The organism is Thermophilibacter provencensis (assembly GCF_900128445.1).
GTDB classification, from domain to species: Bacteria; Actinomycetota; Coriobacteriia; order Coriobacteriales; family Atopobiaceae; genus Thermophilibacter; species Thermophilibacter provencensis.
The window spans coordinates 1760841-1779615 of the sequence record NZ_LT671417.1 but is presented as its reverse complement, the minus strand read 5'-3'; the positions used below and the strand labels follow the sequence as shown (position 1 = coordinate 1779615).

Genomic DNA, 18775 nt, shown 5'->3' with positions numbered 1-18775 from the left:
TATCCCCCTATCTCGCGCGCACGAGCCGCTTGGCGCGCGAGAGCAGACCCGACAGCTGCTCCCGGGCGAACGCGCGGTAGAGCGCAACGGTGAGCAACCCGCCCCAAAGCGCCAGGAGAAACGCCGAGAGCGCCCACTCGGGCCACCCCGCGCACGGCGGCTGAACAACCAAGTACGGCGCGGCGACGAGCGCGCAGACCGTCACCGCAAGCACCATGAACTTGAGGGTCTCACTCGGTGCAGTCTTTGTGACCTCACGCGGGATGTAGAACATTAAGTCGATATCGCGATAGAGATTTGACAGGAGCATGCCCGCAAGGATGCCGGGCATGCCGAAGGCCGCGCCGAGGGCGATGGAGCCGACAAGCAGGATGACGGTCTGCAGCGTCGTCTGGACCCTGGTGTCGCGGTACCTGCCGGCAGAGATGACAAGCAGCCCCTGCGGGGTCTTGAGGTGATAGAGCAGCACGTTCGCCATGCTGAGCACCCCCATTAGCGGATAGATGTAGTCCACGTCCGCGATGTCGGCGGTGTAGAGGCGCACGAACGGGACGATAAGGGCGATGCCTACGCCGCAGGTGACGCCCGTAACACCGTAGGTGAGCGCCTGGAACTCCCGGAAGGAGCGCTTGAGCACGCCGCTCTGCCCGCGTGCGATCACATCCCCGAATGATGCCTGCGTCCCCTGGCTGAGCGAGTTGATCGCATTCTGCAGGCCGTTAGCCACGAGCATGTAGACGGAGAACACGCTCACGAGCGAGAGGTCGCCCAGCACGAACGTCGCGATGATGGTCGGCGCGCCGGACTGCACCGCACCGAGCACCTGCAGGAAGAACGCGTCCCAGCGCTGGTCGAGCCTGACGCCCTCGGCGTCGGCGGAGAAGTCGATCTCCGGATAGTTCGTCCTTGCGTAGACGACCAGGATGACCGTCCTGATGACGATGGGCAGAATCGCGATGACGAACAGCGTTACGACCGAAACCCCCGCGAAGGTGCCGACGAGCACGACCGCGGTGTAGAGCACCTTGTAGGCGATCGACGCGAGCTGGATGACCCAGTTGCGCTGCGTCGCCGTGAGCAGCGCCCTGTACTTGGCGAGCGTGAAGAAGTCGAGGAAGCCCGTAGCGCCGAGCGCGAGCACCAGCACGAAGACCTCGGGCGAGGAGACCCCCTGGACTTGGACGAAGACCGGGTACAGGCACGCCAGTGCGAGCATGAGCGCCGTGAACGCCACGCCGGACTTGTAGTAGAAGAGACGAGCGGCCGACACCACGCGGCTCGCCCCCTCGTCGTCGCCCCGGGCGAGGGGGGCATAGAGTTGGAATACGGCAGCGGACGAGATTCCCGCCTCGACGAGCTGCACGTAACTCACGAACTGCGTAAGCGAGGTAACAAGGCCGTTTACCCCCGAGCCGTAGGTGCCGATGAGGGCGTGCGGCACGATGAAACCAACGACGATGTTCACGACCTGCAGGAGCAGCGAGCTCAATACGTTGCTCATGAAAGCCGTGGATCGACCCTGTCCTTCTCTCTTAATTGACGGCACCATGCTCAAGAACTCACCGCATTCAAATTAAGGGATTCAAGCAAGAGTCTTATGGAGCGCCTGCCAGATTCTTCAATCTTCCTCCGAACGCTTGACCAGTCTGAAACAGGAGCCTCGTTGACGCTTCCCTCCAAAACTCTATCGGAAAGCTCAAGCAATGCGAGGAGGTCAGCCATACGCGAGTTGCGCTTGGTCCCTCCCGTTGAATAAGAAACGAGAAAATCCCGCTCGAACTGGATGGCGAAACACGTTCCGTGGAACGACGAGGTGACGACGAACTCGGCGTTCGCGATATAGGAGAGGAAGGCCGTCGGAGATATGGAAAACAGGTTGACGGCCCCTCGTATCGGCAGGAAACCGTTCTGCTGCAAGACGACGACATCGAGATTCCTTCTCTTTGCAACCTCCATCGCTGCTGCGACGGAGTTCCTCGTCTCCCCAACGGCATATACGAAGACGTAGCCGCCGTTCGGCCTAACAGGGCGCGCATCGGAGAGCCTGCGCCACTCGTCCCCACCAAGCAGGAGGGTCGGGTCGAGCACGACCTCAACCTTGCTGCCGGGACAAATGCGCCTGAGCGTGTCCGCAGCCGTCTTCTCCCGTACAAGCACGAGCGGAAAATCTCCAATGAGGCGAGTGTAGTCCACGCCGGGCGCCACGGGAATATCGTCCTGCCCGATGCTCACAGCGTACGTCGCCTTCCTCTCCGGAGCTCCGATAAAATCGAGGAAGTAGGAGCTGTCGAACCCCGTCACGTTGCCGTTCCACACCTGGTCGCTACCGACGACGATTCGATCGAAGGCTTCGCACACCAGGGGCAACCCGTCGCGCGACAGGGGCGCCGTCGAACGGATATGCTCTCGACGGAATGATTCGAAGGCCTCCTCCTTCTTACTGAGCATGGGCCTGCGCACGATGTTGGCCAGGTGCCCCTTCAGCGAAACATCCCGCTTGTACTCAAACGCCTCCACCTTCGGGTTCCTGTAGTCAATCTGCACTGCGTCGAAGCCCGCGTCACACAACACCCTCTCCAGCGCGTATGCCTGGAGCACAGCCCCGTAGTTCAGCGTATGCAGGAAGGTGAGGATACCGATGCGCCCTCGGTTCATAGTCGTCTCGTTCATCAGCGTCACCTTTCTGAAAGCGTTGTTCGCCCACGCAGGCGGGACTCCACCCGCCGCCCCTCTGCCTCAGTGTGTTCCATCCCGATTCCCTTGGCGAACCCAAAGAGCAGCCACACGTACGGCAGTAGCGTGATCCCGTTCATGAACTGGGCAATCGCCATGCAGATGACAGCAATCGCCACCAACCTGCCCTGCTTGGATACGCGGTATGCTTCCACCGCGTGCCTCCATACAGCCCAGCAGTACGCAAGCAGGCCCAACGGCCCCACCTCGAGGAGCAGACGCAACGCGAAGCTGTGTGAAGCAAACGTAGAGCTGCCGAGGCTCTCCGTGAGGACGACGCTCTCGGTATTCCAGCCTGCACCGAGGGGATAGCTGGGCAGAATCGAGAGGGCCGTCAACATCGAATCGAGCCTCGCCGCCGTACCCGTGTCCGTGGAAGATGCGACATCGAGGTCCCCGAGAGAAGCGACGATGTTTGCAAATAGTCCAGATATGGTATCACCGAACATCAAGGTGGAAAGAATTGCGGCGAACAGCAGTGCAAAAATCGCCACAATGGTTGCATGGGAAAGGCGTTTCTCCCGATCGGACCCGCACCTCTCTTTCTTGGCCACCCTGCTCACCGCAAGAAACAGAGCGGCTTCCAACAAGAGAACCGCGACGTTGGGCGAGAGGGCCTGCGCCGAAACGTAGACCACGCCGACTAGCAGGGCGGCCTTGGCGAACGCATGCTTAACCGAAATCGCGCTCAAAAGCCCCCATGCGATCAGAAACACCATTAGGTGCGACGCCTCAAGAAAGAGCCCCTGCGCCCTGAAGGTGTATATCGCATGGCTGCCCACCGGCTCAGCAACCCCCCACTGTAGGGGAACGACAAATGCATCCTGAGGAAATAGCGTTATGAGCGAGAAAACGGTCCCAGCCTCAAAAGAAGCTTGTGCCGCCAACGAGAAGATAAAATTAATCAAGATTCCGACTGAAACGCCGGCGAGAATTGACCTCCTTTGCTCACGCAGTGAAACCGCTGCAATGTAGACGACTACGCCGGCGGCAAGAACCACAAGCCCCTTGATAACCGTTTCGGGGGCGTCTGCCCCCAGATCGCCGGACAAGGCATAGGCGAGCGAGGGGACAAGCGATAGTGCGGCTATTCCGCAAAATGCCAAGATGCTTTTGTCGATTGCAGCCACAGCTTCGACAAGTTCGCAGGAGCGGCAAAGGAGGAGGCATGCGACTACGACGATCGCGACGCAGTACCCAATGTACACCGGTGTGTTGCCGACAATGAAAAGGTAGACCACACCCGTAGAGACCGAAAGACCAAGCAAAAATGAAGCCAGCACCTTCGCGAAGGTAGAACGAGGCTCTTTAGGGAACCCGGTCAATCTTGATTCAGGAAGCAACGCGCACGCTCCTAACCCGGTTGCGGATCCACGCGAGAAACTCGACGGCACTGTAACATCGTCGTGAGGCAAGAGAGCAGACAAGCTTCGAGTACCTGTTGGGATAGGTCGTAGCTGTAGAAGTAGCCTCCGCGAAGACGCGGCGCGCAAACAAGTCGGCCATAGCCGCGCGAATAGCTTTTCCACCTCCGGGCGTGTTCTGCGCATTGTTGACCGCAACCACAAGAAGCTGCACGATATGCTCGGAGCATGAGGCGTCACCGCCCCTCTCAAGCACCGTCCTATAGAACGTTACAACACGCTCGGCGACGTTTTCCATTTGGTCGGTCATGTCCGGCTTGTAGCGCGTCGAATTCGTCTCAGAAGTGGAGCGGAGATAGTGGTAGCAGATGTCGGGAACTGCCATGAAACGAGCATCATGCGATAGGCAGTCCAGAACAAACGATAGGTCCTCATACGAGCTGAGCCTCTCGTCGAACCGCATGCCGCTTCGGCGAAGAAAATCGAGCGAAAATAGCTTTGAACAGCAGCTTTGTAGATAGTTGCTGGTCCAGAGACCCTCGAAGTAGGCGCCCAACTCCTTCCCTCGCGCGCTGGCGGGGGATACGACCCGGCGCACAGAAGACGAGACGGTTCTCCTTTCCGCATCAACGATATCGAAGGACATGCCGCCCGCAACGATATCCGCATCTTGCGCGTAGCCAAGAAGACTGGAGATGGCGTCGTTCTCCATCTCGTCGTCGGCGTCGCAAAACGCTATATAGTCGCCTCTCGCCTCCGCAATCCCGACGTTTCGGGCATGTGAGACGCCGGTGCGGCCAGAATCGACAAGCCGCACGCGACTGTCTCCGCGCGAAAACTCACGCACGACGTCGCGCGTACGGTCGCTTGACCCGTTGTCGACGACGACCACTTCGATGTTCGAACGGGACTGTCGAAGAGCCGAGGCAACGCTGCATCGAATGACGGAAGCAGCGTCGAGCGTGGGGATTACTATGCTGACAAGCGGCTCTGCGTTCACTTACGCACCCCCCGTCCGCATCAGGTAGAACGATTCCAGCCAACCCGCCGTCTCGCATATGTCGAACCCCGCTCTTTTGACGATGCCGGCGCCATCGACACGTTGAGTTGCACCAAAGGCACTGATTAGGGCGTCAGCCCACTGCACCACGGATGCCGAGAGCGGCAGCCTGACCATCCTCGACCCCTTCAAATCACAGTCGCTCGGAATGGAATCAGAAATCACGCACGGCAAACCTGCCGCCTGAGCCTCCACGAGTACGAGAGGCAGACCTTCATAGACAGACGGCATAAGGAAAGCGTCCATAGCCTGCATAAGAACAGCCACATCTGAGCGCACTCCCAGGAAATGCACGTTATCGGAAATGCCGAGCTTTTCGGCTTTACGCTCCATTTCTGCCCGCAGCTCCCCGTCGCCTACGAGGACAAGAACGGCGTCCGGACGCAGCTTGAGAGTCTCGACAAAGACATCAAGGATGAATGTGTGATTCTTGGCGGAAACGAACCTCCCCACGTGTCCGATGGTCAAGGCACCATCTCCAACACAGAGCTCGCGGCGCACGCGCCTGCGTCGTTCCGCATCGAACGCGTAGGCATCCACGTCTATGGCGTTCCGCACCACTTTGAACTCATCGGTCCCGAACATCCACCTGCCTGCGTCTACGCCACAAGCGAACAAGTCCGTCGCCTCGCGGCAGATAAAGCGCTTGCAGACCATCTTCATCGGATATTTGATGTCATGGTCCTGGCGACTGTTGTGGGAGTGGGCGATCCTCACGGGAACCCCGTGGCGCTTCGCCACGGCGAGCGGAAGGGCGCTCATGCAGTCGAGCTGCGCGTGAACAACCTTGTAGGGATGCTCGAAGAAGAAACTGTCGAGGGCACGCCAGTACCCGGGGTTGAGGGGGTTCTGGCGGGGGACGCGGTACACGTTCGCACCGAGGGAGCGGGCCTCTTCCTCGTAGTCCCCCTCCATGCTGCGGTGGAGCAGGAAATCGAACTGCACGCGCTCGCGGTCGATGTGACGGTAAAAGTTCATGGTCATCGTCTCCATGCCGCCACGATCGAGGTTGGTGAGCACCTGGAGCACCCGAATCGGATCCGTCATCACTGGCCCTCCTCCCTCATCTCGACTCCCTTCGCGAGCGAAAGGTACTTATCCAGCAGCCTGCCAGCCGCCGTGCCTATGTCGTAGGCGGCAAGCCCCTCCAGCTCGCCTTCGGCAAGGCTCCTGCCGCGCATCCCGAGGAGGCGGTGCGCCCAGGCTCCGTCGTCCGCCTCAAGCGCCTCGAACTCCATGAGCGGGGTCACGGCGACCTCGGGGCTCACGGCATCGGACGCCAAGATGGGAGTTCCAGACGCCTGGCACTCCACGGCCACGACCGGGAAGCCCTCGTAGACGCTCGGCAGGCAAAAGACGTCGAACGCCCGGTAGAGCCGCGCAGCGTCCGGACTTTGCCCGAGGAAAAGCACGCGCCCCGAGATTCCGAGCCGTTCCGCCTCGGAGCGCATCTCGCCCATGAGCACTCCGTCACCGGCGAGCACAAGAAGCGCGTTTGATTCCAGTTCGAGTACAGAGGCGAATACTTTGAGGAGCCTTCGATGGTTCTTTTGGGGAACCATCCGCCCTATGTGGCCCACGACGAACGTGTCTTCGGGAATCCCGAGATCTGCGCGCATGGAGAGTCCGTCACGCGCGTCCGGACGAAACTCGGAGAGGTCAACCGCATTGGGAACGACCTCGAAGGACGCGTCTCGGAACAGCCATCTCCCGGCACGCTCGCCGCAGGCGAAACGGTGCGTCGGGTAGACGTCAGAGAATCGGCGAAGAATTGATTTGAGCACGTCACGGGCAGCCTCCCCCTCGCCTCCGCCGGAACTGGAGTGGCTGTGCGCGATGCGCACGGGCACCCCGGCGCGCTTGGCGGCGCGCAGTGGGAATACGGACAGGGCATTCACGTGACTGTGGACGATAGGCCAGCGCTCGGAGCGGAACAGGCGTTCTATCTCTCGCAAGTAGCGTGGAAGCTCTCTGTACGGCGGGACCATGTAGATGCGGCCACCCATCGACTCAATCTCGTTACAGGGCACCATGCCCGACCCCTCGCAGACGAGGAAGTCGAACTGAAGGCGGGAGCGGTCGATGTGGCGGTAGTAGTTCATGACTACCTGCTCGACCCCGCCACCGTCCATGAACCCCATGACCTGGGCGACGCGGATCATCGTCCCGACCTCCTCTTGCCGAACATCGCGCCGAACGTGCCGACGAAGCAGCGCGCGTCCATCGCGAAGCCGGCGTTCCTCGCGTACTCGAGCTCGATGCGCTGGCGCTCCCCGCTCTCGAACGTGGCGTCGTTCCTCTGCGTCGCCTGCCACAGCCCCGTGATCCCCGCGGGGACGGAGAGCACGGTCCCGGCGTCGTCCCCGAACCACCCGATCTCCTCGCGCGAGACGGCGCGCGGGCCGATGACGCTCATGTCGCCCTTGAGCACGTTCAGGAAGTTCGGAACCTCGTCGAGGCTCAATCGGCGCAACTTCCTTCCGAGGGGCGTGATACGCGGGTCGTTATCGACTTTGCGCTCACGACGCCATTCGGCAAGCTGCGCCTCGTCAAGATACTTTTCGACGTCGTCAGAATCGACGACCATGGTGCGGAACTTGTAGATGCGGAAGGTCCGCCCCCCGCGGCCAATACGGGCTTGAGAGTAGATAGGCGAGCCCTTCGTATCCGCTACGATCGCCAGAGAGAGGACTAAGCCGGGTATAAAACCGACGACAATCACGCAGGCGCTGAACACAAGGTCGAACAGCCTCTTCGCGAAGCGGTACAGTGGCGGCCTGCGATCCAAGCTCCTGCACTGCTCGGCAAATGCATCCGTCCCTAGTTTTGGCGTCCTCTCCCAACCTTCCGTACTCGCCTCCCCGAGGGATACCTCCACGGGGAAGAGGGCATCGGCTCCCGCCGCAGCCGCCGCCTTCGCTGCTCTGTCCGTAACGTTGTTCATCATTTATGCCGCCGTTCCGACGGATGCGAAAGGGGTCTGCGCAAAGGCGCAGAGAGACCGTCCCGAGGCGCCCTCAGGGCCCCCGAAAACGGTAAAAGACAAGAATTGCAGGCTGGTATAATGGTGGTGTGCACCCAAGGAAGTTCCCGGGCGACGCTCGCATTTTTGCAGGTCAAGCGAGGAATTTTCTAGATGCGATAAGGATTTGGTCGGCTCCCCGTCGCCCGGTGTCCCTATTATTACCGGAGTCAGGCGCGTTTTGCGCAGGAACCTGCCCACGCGCGTGACGCGCGGGTCGTCCGCCATCTTGAAGACCGGTCCGTCCTTCTCGTTTCTCCCCGCCAGCTCCGCGAGGCGGCTCTCGGCGTCCGCGCACATGCTGCGGAACTTGTACATGCGGAACTCCCGGCCGTCGCGCCCGACGCGGGCCTGCGAGAAGATGACCGGGCCCTCCGGGTCATCCAGCTTGATGGCAATGGCCACGATGAGGAAGAGCCACGAGAGGCACACGAGCACGCACGCGCTGAAGCAGACGTCGAACGCGCGCTTGACGGCGCGGTAGGCCCACCGTCCCGTCCTCAGCCGCCCGGCAGCGCGGGCCGCCTCGGGGTCGAGCCCCGCCGCCACGCCCTCGACCCGCTCAAGCGCGTAGCCTCCGCACTGGGTCACGACAAGTTCGTTCCTATCCATTTACTTGCAGGTTCCTTCCACGGTGCTTCTTCTCGCCCTCGCGCGTGTGCGCCGCTCCGACACCACGCGCTCCGCCTCCGCGCGGGCGGTCTCGGGCAGGCGTGCCACGAGCCCTAGGCCCACGCGGGTGGTCACCTCGCGGCCGCAGATCTCAAAGCGCAGGTACGCAACGCTGCGCCTGCGGTCGACCTCGGCGATCATGGCCTCGTGCCCCTTGAGGGGCCCCTCGGTGACCACGATTTTCTCGCCCGCCACCACGCCGTAGCTCATGGGGACGCAGCGGCGCCCCGGCTCGGTGAAGGCGCCGAGCCAGGCCTCCTCCTCGCGCGAGAGCGGGGCGTAGGCGCCGCCCACCTTGAGGACGCGGGCGAACTCCGGGAGCCTGACGAGGTCGCGCGACAGGCGGCCGGGGTCGTCCGTGACGGCGAAGAGGTACCCCGTGAGGAGGGGCTTCTCCACGGGGCGGAACTCCCCGCGCACCTTGATCTCAGTCTGGTAGCGCGGGAGGAAGCACTCCTCCAGCACGCCCGGCGCGACCACGCTCTGGATGAGCTCCGCCATGCGCTCCTCGGTCCCGCCTGTCACCTGCACCACGTACCACATGCTCCCCGTCACCTCCCCGGGCTCTCCCTCGTTCGGACATGAAAAAAGAGACGCGCGCGGCCATGGCGCGGGCGGGCCGCCCACGCCTTCGGCCATGCCGCCCGTCAGCGGCACCGCGAGTCTCTTCACTCCCCCGGGCCACCGGCGCCCGCCTGATGCACCGCGCCATGGTCCGGGGTATGTAGCAGCGAGCGCGTCCCGGGATACGAGCCGGGACGTCAGCTTGCTGTGCATCGCCCGCGGAGGGGCCGTGGGCCGTGCACAGGAAGCTGCGGGGGGGTCATGCGTCTAGGCCTTGCTCACCGCCTCGGGCCCTACGCGGTGGACGCCGCACTCGAGGGCGCCGCGGGACGCGCGGGAGGTCGCGAGGCGCTCGCCCCACCTCGACGGATTGAGGTGGGGACAGGTTGGATTGTCGGTTCGTGCCTCCGGTAGGCCTAGGTCGTTATGGGAAAACATACCCCCCGTTATCATTTTACAACTTGATACTTGTGAGAGCGACGTGGTGTCTGATGTTTTAGCAGGTAGACAGCTATATTTTAGAAGCATATACATCAGACCCCCTCCCATAATCTGAAAAGCACGGAGTCGATGCTATCACACCTTGGTTGAGCGGATACCCCCTCCCCCAATTTCACGACACATATATTACATTCGGCTAACTGAAGACTTGTGGTATGGGAGGGTGCGAGCGGGAGGGCGCTCCACGGTATGAGTGACCCGTTTCAGCCCGACGGGACGAATTAAGAGGGGGTGTTTGGTCGGTTTCCGTCGCTCGGCGGGCGGGCGAACGGGCCCTAGCAGCTCGCGGTGGCAACCTCCCCCCGGGCGAGGTCCCAGAGGGCGCCGTAAAGCTCGTTGCCGAGGAGCCAGCCGCTCTTTGTGGGCGCGAGGCGACCGCCCCTCTCGGCAAGAAGGCCGCGGGAGAGGAGGTCTGCCAGCGTGTCGTCGAGGCGCGCCCCGAAGAGGCCGCGGGCGCGCGAGACGAGTGCGGGGTCCAGCCCGTCCACGAGGCGCGCCCCGAGCATGAGGTCCTCGGCCGCGGCCTGCGCCCCCGTCAGGAACTCAAGCGACGCGGAGAGCGCCGCCAGCCGCGGGTCCGCCGCCAGCGCGCGGCGGCCCGTCGTGACGGTGAGGCGCGCCCGCACGGTCCCCTCAGGCGGCTTCGGCAGCTGCGGCGCCGCGTCACAAAGTCTCAGGTAGCCATTGAGGCTGAGCATGCTTGAGGCTCCGGTCCCAAGGCCGAGATAGGATGCTCCCGTCCAGTAGGCCATGTTGTGACGGCACCTTTTACCTGCGGCGGCATAGCTTGCGACCTCATAGCGGGCAAGGCCGGAACCCTCAAGCATCGCTTGAGCGTCACTCATGCGGGCCGCCTGAACCTCATCGGAGTTCCAGGGGCACGGGTCGTCCGCGTAGCGACGGTCGAGCGCCGTCCCCTCCTCGATCTGGAGCGGGTAGACGCTCACGTGGCCCACGCCGAGGGCGAGCGCGCCCTCGAGCGTCCTGTGCCAGCCCCCGTCCGTCTGGCCCGGCGTCGCGCACATGAGGTCCACCGAGACGTCAAGCCCTGACCCCACGGCCGCCGCCACGCGGTCCCGCGCGCACGCGGCGTCGTGCAGGCGGCCCAGCTCGGCGAGCTCGCCGTCGTCGAGGCTCTGGACGCCAACGGAGAGGCGCGTGGCCCCCGCCGCGCGTAGGGCGTCGATGACGCCGTCCGCGAGGGAGTCCGGGTTCGCCTCGCAGCTGAGCTCCGTTATCCCCGGCGCCGCGGAGCGGACGGCGGAGACGAGCGAGCCCAGGTCCTTCTCGCCCAGAAGCGTTGGGGTGCCGCCGCCCACGTAGGCCGTCTCGCAGCCCTCGACGAGCCCGAGCGCGGCCGCCTCGGCGAGCTGCGCCTCAAGGGCGCGGGCGTACGCGGCCATGAGCGGGTCTGCCGCGGGCGTGGCCCACGAGGGAAAGTCGCAGTACGCGCACTTGCGCGCGCAGAAGGGTATGTGCAGGTAGAGGGCCGAGACCATGGGGCCTCCAAGATCGCGCGGCACGGGCGGATTTCCTGACGGACTACCCCGGCACCTTTGTCAGGTGGGCGCGGACGTCGGCGGCTACGGCGAGGAACTCCTCCGCCGTGACGCAGCCCATGGCGGCGCTTCTCCAGCGCGCGGCGTCGGGCATGCCCTTGAAGTACCAGCCCGCGAGGCTGCGGGCGCGCTTGAGGTGGGCGCCCGTGACCTCGAGCAGGCGCACGTGGCACTCGAAGGCGGCGACCTTCTCGGCGGCGCTCGGCTCGTGGCCCGAGAAGACCCACGGGTTGCCGTAGGTCCCGCGGGCGACCATCACGGCCGTCGCGCCGGTCTCCGCGAGCGCGCGCAGCGCGGCGTCGTGCGAGAGGATGTCCCCGGAGGCTATGACGGGGATGCCCACGGCGTCCACGACGCGCCGCACGGCGCCCCAGTCGGCCTCGCCGTGGTACATCTGCGTGGCAAAGCGGCCGTGCACGGCCACCGCGGCGGCCCCCGCGGCCTCCATCGCGCGCGCGAACTCGGGCGCGACCTCCTGGCCCGCGTAGCGGCCGCGGCGGATCTTCACCGTCACGCGCACGCCCGGGGCGCCCTCCCGGCACGCGCGCACGATCCTCGCGGCGAGCCCGGGGTCCTCCAGCAGCGCCGAGCCCTCGCCCTTCTTGGTCACCTTGGGCACGGGGCACGCCATGTTGACGTCGATGAGCGCGAGCCTCTCGCCCAGGCGCGCCGCCACGCGCTCCGCGGACTCGCGGAAGAGCTCGGGCCTGGAGCCGAAGAGCTGCACCGCGACCTCCGGCTCGGCCGGGTCGGGGTCCACGAGCTCCCAGCTCTTCTCGCCGTAGTGGAGCCCCGCGCACGAGACCATCTCGGAGTAGGCCAGCGCCGCGCCGCCCGCGCGCGCCATGAGGCGGTACGCCGCGTCGGAGACGCCCGCCATCGGCGCCATGAGGAGCCTCCCCGCGAGCTCGCCGTCCCAGGGGGAGGGCGCGGGGGCGAGGCCGGCGGCGGGGGCGTGGGATGCCAGGACCTCGGCGGCCGTCATGGCTTCGCTCACTGGTCGTCCACCTTGAGGACGGCGAGGAACGCCTCCTGCGGCACCTCGACGGAGCCGATCTGCTTCATGCGCTTCTTGCCCTCCTTCTGCTTCTCCAGGAGCTTGCGCTTGCGCGAGATGTCGCCGCCGTAGCACTTGGCCAGCACGTCCTTGCGCACCGCCTTGACGGTGCTCCTCGCGATGATCTTGTTGCCGATGGCGCCCTGGATGGGCACCTCGAACTGCTGGCGCGGGATGATCTCCTTGAGCTTGTCGCAGAGGCCGCGCGCCATGGCGTAGGCCTTGTCGCGGTGGACGATGAAGCTGAGGGCGTCCACCTCGTCTCCGGAAAGCAGGATGTCGAGCTTCACGAGGTCGCTCGCGCGATAGTCGGAGAACTCGTAGTCCAGGCTCGCGTAGCCCTTGGTGCGGCTCTTGAGCTGGTCGAAGAAGTCGAGGATGAGCTCGGCGAGCGGCACGTCGAAGTGCATCTCCACGGACTTCTCGGAGAGGTACACCATGTCCTGCGTGATACCGCGGTGCTCGATGGCGAGCTGCATGACGGCGCCCGTGTACTCGGGCGGCACGATGACCTTCGCCTTGAGGTAGGGCTCCTCGATGCGCTCGATGCGGGTCGCGTCGGGCAGGTCCTGCGGGCTCCTCACCTCGAGCATCTCGCCGTCAGTCCGGTAGACGTGGTAGTCCACGCTCGGGCTCGTGGCGATGAGCCCCAGGCCGAACTCGCGCTCCAGGCGCTCCTTCACGACCTCCATGTGGAGCAGGCCGAGGAAGCCCACCCGGAAGCCGAAGCCGAGCGCCACCGAGGTCTCGGGGCTCCACGTGAGCGAGGGGTCGTTCACGCGCAGCTTCTCCAGGGCGTCGCGCAGGTTCTCGTAGTCCTTGTTGTCTATGGGGAAGATGCCGGTGTAGACCATCGGCTTGGCCTCGCGGTAGCCCGGGAGCGCCTCGTCGCAGGGGTTTGCCTGGTAGGTGAGCGTGTCGCCCACGCGCACCGCCTCCGGGTCCTTGAGGCCCGTGACGACGAAGCCGACCTCCCCCACCGCGAGCTCGTCCACGAGCTGCTCGGCCGGGCGCTTCACGCCCACGCCGTCGGCGAGGAAGGATATGCCGGCCTGCATCATGGCGAGCCGGTCCCCCTTGCGCACGTGCCCGTCGAAGACGCGCACCGTGGCCACGACGCCGCGATACTCGTCGAAGTAGGAGTCCAGGATGAGGGCCTTGAGCGGCGCGTCGTAGGCGCCCTTGGGCGGCGAGACGAGAAACACGATGGCCTCGAGGAGGTCGTGGATGCCCTCGCCCGTCTTGCCGGAGACGCAGACCGCGTCCTCGGCGGGGATGGCGAGCTCGTCCTCGATCTCCTGGCGCACCCGCTCGGGCTCGGCGCTCGGCAGGTCGATCTTGTTGATGGCCGGGACGATGTCGAGGTCGGCGTTCATGGCGAGGTTGGCGTTGGAGACGGTCTGCGCCTCCACGCCCTGGGTGGCGTCGACCACGAGCACGGCGCCCTCGCACGCCGCGAGGCTGCGCGAGACCTCGTAGGTGAAGTCGACGTGGCCCGGCGTGTCGATGAGGTTGAACTGGTAGGTCTCCCCGTCATCGGCGTCGTAGGTCACGCGGACCGCGTTGGACTTGATCGTGATCCCGCGCTCGCGCTCGATGTCCATCGTGTCGAGCAGCTGGGCCTCCATGTCGCGCTCCTCCACCGTGTGGGTGAGCTCGAGGATGCGGTCCGAGATGGTCGACTTGCCGTGGTCAATGTGCGCAACGATCGAGAAGTTGCGGATATGTGAGGTATCGTTAGTAGACATGAGGAGAATGATAGCGAACTCCAGGGCAATATGCTATATTCACTGAGTTGACCTCGCCGTGTCTCAGCACAGAGGCCTCAGATTATTGGGAACCGAAAGGAACTGCACGTGGCTAACATCAAGTCTCAGAAGAAGCGCATCATCACCGCTGAGAAGGCGCGTCAGCGCAACCGCGCGGTCCGCTCCGAGCTCAAGACCGCCGTCAAGAAGGTCCGCGCTGCCGTGGAGGCCAAGGACGTCGAGGCCGCGCAGGACGCCGCCAACAAGGCCGGCCGCCTGCTCGACAAGGCCGCTTCCAAGGGCATCATCCACAAGAACCAGGCCGCTCAGCGCAAGAGCGGCGTCCAGAAGCTCGTGAACACCCTCAAGTAGCTTCTGCCTCATAGATGCGAGAGCGGACCCGGGGTGCTGCCCGGGTCCGCTTTTTCGTGCCGAGAGGGCCTGCGGGCCGGCGGTCCTTCTCGCCCGAAGCCCTGCCCGAGTGACGGGTTTTGGACGGACGGGACCCCTTCGGATGCCTCAAACGGCCGAAATCCGTCACTCACGCGACGGCGAGTCCGAAAGCGAGGATAACGATACGTCGCGGGCGGCCCTTTGGCGCGCAGCGCCGCCCGCCGCCCCGGGCGCGCCGCCCACGAAGTCGCCCCAGCACCCGCACCTCCTCCTACCTGCGGCGTCAGCGGCGCGGCAGAGGCCGGGAAGACAGCTAGGGCCGACGCTCCCCTATCATCGCCTCAAATGCTGAGGGGAGGGGTCGTGTGGCAAAGCGTGGACCATGAGATCGACGTCTTCATGCGGGAGGCGGAGCGGCGGGGCGCGTGCCTCGAGTCGTATCCGGGGAGGCTCCATCGCGCGCTTGAGCGCCGCGTGGAGTCGGGCGAGCTTGTCTCCCCACTCCCCCGGCTGTATGCGCGGGCAGAGGCTTGGCGCACGCTCGGCCAAACCGAGCGGACGCTCTTCATGATGCGCGCCCTCGGCGAGCTTCATCCGGACTGGGTCTTCTGTGGCACCTCGGCCGCTGTCGCGCACGGCCTCAGCGTGTCAAACCGCCTCCATGAGCCGCTGCAGGTTGTCACGTCGAGCGGCGCGCGCCGCTATCACGGGGGCAGGATCGCAGCGGCTCATGCGCGCAACGAGGTCTCCGTCACGGTGTCCGGCGTGTCCGCAACCACGCTGGAGCGAACGGTCTTCGACTGCATGCGACGGCATAGCTTTCCCGAGGGACTCGCGATCGCCGACTCCGCCCTTCGCAAGGGCGGGCTAAGCGGGGACGCGCTCGTCGCGTACGTCAGCTCAATGGGGCCGCGATACCGTGGCTTCAAGCAGGCGAAGATGACGGCGTCGTTCGCCGACCCGCGACCCGAGAACGGCATGGAGTCCATCGCCCGCGCGACCATGTACCAGCTGGGGTACCAGATGCCCGACCTTCAGGTCCCCGTGCACGACCCCCTGAGCCCGAGGCGCGTTCTTCGCGTCGATTTCATGTGGGTACTCCCCGACGGGACCGTCATCATCGGGGAGCTCGACGGGGGCGAGAAGGTGTGGAACCCGGAGATGAACGGCAGGAGCCCACTCATGGCACTGCGACGCGAGCGCCGGCGAGAGTCCCGCATCACCATCGACCGCCCGAAAATCATCCGTTTCTCCCCAGAGGAGGTCGGAGACCTGTACGAGTTCAACCGCCTGCTTGAGACGTTCGGCGTGCCACGCGACCACGAGCCCCTCGTCACCATTCCGGACGGCCCCACCCACGACCTCGTTCCGGTGGAGGCGTACGGGCTAGCATGAGGCGAGCGCATCCGCACCCCTGTTGCGCCGAGTGACGGGTTTTGGCCGGACGAATGCTCCAGAGGAGCCTCATCAGTCCGAAACGAGTCACTCGGCCGCGAGGGGACGGGAGTGAGGCGCGGCGCGGAGGGCGCGGGGCACCATGCCGGACGCCGTTCGCATCGACACCCCCGCGACACGAGGAGGGTGCCCGGCGCATGGCAGTGACCGGGCACCCCTAAAAGGAGGAAGCGCTATCTGGGTGGCGCTGACGCGCCGGCGCGCTACGAGAGCGAGGCCTTGTACTCCGCGGGGATGTCCTCGACGTCCTTGTAGGTCTTGAGGGCCTTCTCGACGGTCATGCCGTCGGCGATGGCGTCCTTGCGGCAGGCGTTGACGGCCTGGATCTCCTTCATGCGCGGACCGGTGAGCTTGTAGCCCTTCATGGCGATGAGGGTGAGGATCCACGCGACGATGGGGATGATGCAGAAGAGGACGATCGTGAGCGCGTTCATGCCCTCCATGTAGGGGGTGTCGGTGTCAGGCAGCGTGGCGAGGCCCACTGCGGTGATGGCGATGCCGACGACGGTCGTGGAAAGCGAGCTCACGAGCTTGTCAACGAACGAGAAGAGCGTGCCCACGACGCCGGGCGCATAGTTGCCGGAGCGGAACATCTCGTAGTCGGAGACGTCGGCGACCATCGGGATGGCCATGTCCGCGGTGGAGTAGTACGCGCCGTAGCCCAGGCCGTAGAGCACGATAAAGATGAGGGTGTACGCGTTGAGCGTGAGGTGGAAGCCGCCCTCGGTGCTCCAGAGCGAGAGGCCAAACGCCGGATCGTTGGGGTTCCACATGCCAAGCAGCACGACGACGCCGATGTAGCAGATGAGAGCGACCGAGGTGAAGGTGACGAGCGTCTTCTTCTGGCCGAACTTCTGGCTGATGCGCAGGCCGCCGATGAAGAACGGGGCGGAGAACACGTAGCCCATCACGTACATGGGCAGGTAGAACTGGTTGTAGTCGCCCATCATGCAGGCATAGAGCAGGACGCCGACCGTGGTGTTGGTGGCGACGGCGAAGGCGAACTTGGTGCCGGAGGCCGCGACCATGAGGCGCTGGAGCTCCTTGTTGCCCTTGACGATCTCGATGTAGTCCTTGACCTTGAGCTGGGTCTTCTCGCCCTCAGACTCGCCGAAGCCCCAGTACTCCTTGCGGTCCTTGCCGGCGATACCGATGACGGCGAGCGCGGTGAGGGCGGCGGAGAGGATGATGACAAGCGGGATGAGGAAGTTGAAGAAGGCCTCGGTGCCAAAGCCGACCTGGCCGCCCACGATGGAGGCGGTGGCCATGGTCACGCCCATGCCCACGAGCGAGGCGATGGTGTTGAACATCGTGAACGTCGGACGCTGGTTGGGGTCGTTGGTGAGGCAGGTCTGGCCGGAGCGCGTGCAGGAGGTCTGCATGGCGTAGCCGACCATGAGAAGCATGTAGCAGAGGGTATAGCCCACGTACCGCAGCAGCTCCATGTCGGCGGGGATGAGGCGCGTGCCGTAGAAGAGCAGAAGCGACGAGACGGCCATGACCACGTTGCCGAGGATGATGAACGGGCGGAACTTGCCGATCTTGGTCTCCGTGCGGTCGATGAAGACGCCGATGAACGGGTCAATCACGGCGTCGAAGATGCGCGTGACCGTGACCATCGTGGTGGCGAAGGCCAGGAGCAGGCCCAGGACGCCGTTGGCGTAGTACGCGATGTAGTTCATGAGCAGGACGTAGTACACGTTCGTCGCGCCGTTGTTGAACGGGAACAGGACGAGCTGGTACATCTTCGCCCGGTTTGTCGCGCCCGCACCGTGGTGCTGCGGCGCCTGAGCAGTCTTCTCTGCCATACACTCTCCCCTATGTTGCGGCCCTTCTTTGGGGCTTCTCGCCCCTCTAACTGATATATCAGTTTAGCGCGAACAGGGCGCCGGGTTCCCCAGAATCGGGGCTCTTCCGCGAGCGGCGCAAACGGCGGCGTGGGTGGTTCGGGCCGGGCGCGCCGGCACGCGGGCGGCGCCACGCGCGGGCGCAATGTACAGAAGCTTTGGCCCTCCCACGCGGACATCAGGCGAAATGCCGTAGGAATAGGGAAACTTCTGTACTTTGCGCATCGGGCGGCCGCGAGCCGAGAAGAACGGTAGCGCGCGGCGCTCCAAAAAGGGCCCCGCGGGCGAGAAGCACCCGCGGGGCCCAGGGCGTCTGCCGGCCGGCGACTGGCGCCGGCCATGAAGACGCTAGCGACGCTTGAAGGTGGGCATGAAGCCGGCCACGGTGAGCAGCACGGCAGAGACCACCATGCAGCCCGCGGAGGCCGCGGCCGCATAGAACATGCTCCAGCCGGTGGTGTCGCCCGAGTTCCAGGAGAAGATCGCCGAGATGTTGAGGGCTCGGGACGCGACGACCTGGATTCCGGCATACGCCAGGATGAAGATGGCGACGCCCAGGGCGAGCAGGGACACGATGCCGGGGCCCTTGTCGGCGCTCTTGGCGTCGAGCATCATCGAGACCACGACGAGCGCGATCGCGACGACCGAGAGGGCGAGGTAGACGGGCATGTTGGGGAACTCGTAGCCAACGCCCATGCTGCCGCTCACGACCATGGCGACGATGCCGACGACGGCGAGCACCAGGGCGACGGCCTCGATGAAGAAGCCGATCCCCTTCTTAGCGGTAGTGGTGGACATCC

General features: G+C 64.6%; 16 protein-coding genes. 2 read left to right on the top strand and 14 right to left on the bottom strand.

Going from position 1 to position 18775, the window contains the following annotated elements; all coding sequences use genetic code 11:
- Window positions 1-7: 7 nt before the first annotated feature.
- From BQ7391_RS07890 to lepA, 12 genes are all read right to left on the bottom strand, one after another.
- On the bottom strand, window positions 8-1501 hold the full coding sequence (locus BQ7391_RS07890) for a lipopolysaccharide biosynthesis protein (RefSeq protein ID WP_129583936.1): 1494 nt from the start codon (window positions 1499-1501) through the stop codon (window positions 8-10).
- A gap of 50 nt (window positions 1502-1551) precedes the next feature.
- Window positions 1552-2670, bottom strand: a complete 1119-nt coding sequence (locus tag BQ7391_RS07885) for a polysaccharide pyruvyl transferase family protein (RefSeq protein WP_075280103.1) — start codon at window positions 2668-2670, stop codon at window positions 1552-1554.
- A gap of 5 nt (window positions 2671-2675) precedes the next feature.
- Window positions 2676-4076 (bottom strand): hypothetical protein, encoded by a 1401-nt coding sequence (locus tag BQ7391_RS07880; RefSeq protein WP_129583935.1) that lies wholly within the window; start codon window positions 4074-4076, stop codon window positions 2676-2678.
- Window positions 4066-5097, bottom strand: a complete 1032-nt coding sequence (locus BQ7391_RS07875) for a glycosyltransferase family 2 protein (RefSeq protein WP_075280101.1) — start codon at window positions 5095-5097, stop codon at window positions 4066-4068. The genes BQ7391_RS07880 and BQ7391_RS07875 overlap by 11 nt, the downstream gene beginning before the upstream one ends.
- Entirely contained in the window at window positions 5098-6204 is a 1107-nt protein-coding gene (locus tag BQ7391_RS07870; RefSeq protein ID WP_075280100.1) for a glycosyltransferase family 1 protein, read from the bottom strand. It lies immediately after the preceding gene.
- A complete protein-coding gene (locus BQ7391_RS07865) occupies window positions 6204-7319 on the bottom strand; it encodes a glycosyltransferase (protein WP_075280099.1) in 1116 nt (371 codons plus the stop codon). Before BQ7391_RS07865 ends, BQ7391_RS07870 begins: the two co-directional genes overlap by 1 nt.
- The gene (locus BQ7391_RS07860; protein ID WP_075280098.1) at window positions 7316-8104 is read right to left on the bottom strand and encodes a sugar transferase; all 789 of its coding nucleotides are present in this window, start codon (window positions 8102-8104) and stop codon (window positions 7316-7318) included. Before BQ7391_RS07860 ends, BQ7391_RS07865 begins: the two co-directional genes overlap by 4 nt.
- A complete protein-coding gene (locus BQ7391_RS07855; protein ID WP_075280097.1) occupies window positions 8105-8791 on the bottom strand; it encodes a sugar transferase in 687 nt (228 codons plus the stop codon).
- Window positions 8792-9406, bottom strand: coding sequence for a transcription termination/antitermination NusG family protein (locus tag BQ7391_RS07850; RefSeq protein WP_159437357.1), 615 nt, complete (start codon window positions 9404-9406; stop codon window positions 8792-8794).
- Between the two features lie 785 nt (window positions 9407-10191).
- Window positions 10192-11439 carry a coproporphyrinogen-III oxidase family protein gene (locus BQ7391_RS07845; protein WP_235858647.1) on the bottom strand — a complete coding sequence of 416 codons (1248 nt, stop codon included), beginning with the start codon at window positions 11437-11439 and terminating at the stop codon, window positions 10192-10194.
- Between the two features lie 19 nt (window positions 11440-11458).
- Window positions 11459-12472 carry a tRNA dihydrouridine synthase gene (locus tag BQ7391_RS07840; RefSeq protein WP_235858646.1) on the bottom strand — a complete coding sequence of 338 codons (1014 nt, stop codon included), beginning with the start codon at window positions 12470-12472 and terminating at the stop codon, window positions 11459-11461.
- Window positions 12469-14280: a translation elongation factor 4 gene (gene lepA / locus BQ7391_RS07835; RefSeq protein ID WP_075280094.1), complete on the bottom strand. Its 1812-nt coding sequence runs from the start codon at window positions 14278-14280 to the stop codon at window positions 12469-12471. The genes BQ7391_RS07840 and lepA overlap by 4 nt, the downstream gene beginning before the upstream one ends.
- A gap of 108 nt (window positions 14281-14388) precedes the next feature.
- Between lepA and rpsT the strand changes: the two genes are divergently transcribed.
- Complete coding sequence (gene rpsT / locus BQ7391_RS07830; protein WP_075280093.1) at window positions 14389-14652, top strand: 30S ribosomal protein S20; 264 nt, start codon at window positions 14389-14391, stop codon at window positions 14650-14652.
- A 384-nt stretch (window positions 14653-15036) separates the two neighbouring features.
- A complete protein-coding gene (locus BQ7391_RS07825) occupies window positions 15037-16068 on the top strand; it encodes a type IV toxin-antitoxin system AbiEi family antitoxin domain-containing protein (protein ID WP_075280092.1) in 1032 nt (343 codons plus the stop codon).
- Window positions 16069-16331: 263 nt separating this feature from the next.
- Here the strand turns inward: BQ7391_RS07825 and BQ7391_RS07820 are convergent, their stop codons facing one another.
- Both BQ7391_RS07820 and BQ7391_RS07815 read right to left on the bottom strand, forming a co-directional pair.
- Window positions 16332-17936 carry an MFS transporter gene (locus tag BQ7391_RS07820; protein ID WP_075280091.1) on the bottom strand — a complete coding sequence of 535 codons (1605 nt, stop codon included), beginning with the start codon at window positions 17934-17936 and terminating at the stop codon, window positions 16332-16334.
- Window positions 17937-18323: 387 nt separating this feature from the next.
- The gene (locus BQ7391_RS07815) at window positions 18324-18773 is read right to left on the bottom strand and encodes a hypothetical protein (protein WP_075280090.1); all 450 of its coding nucleotides are present in this window, start codon (window positions 18771-18773) and stop codon (window positions 18324-18326) included.
- Window positions 18774-18775 lie beyond the last annotated feature (2 nt).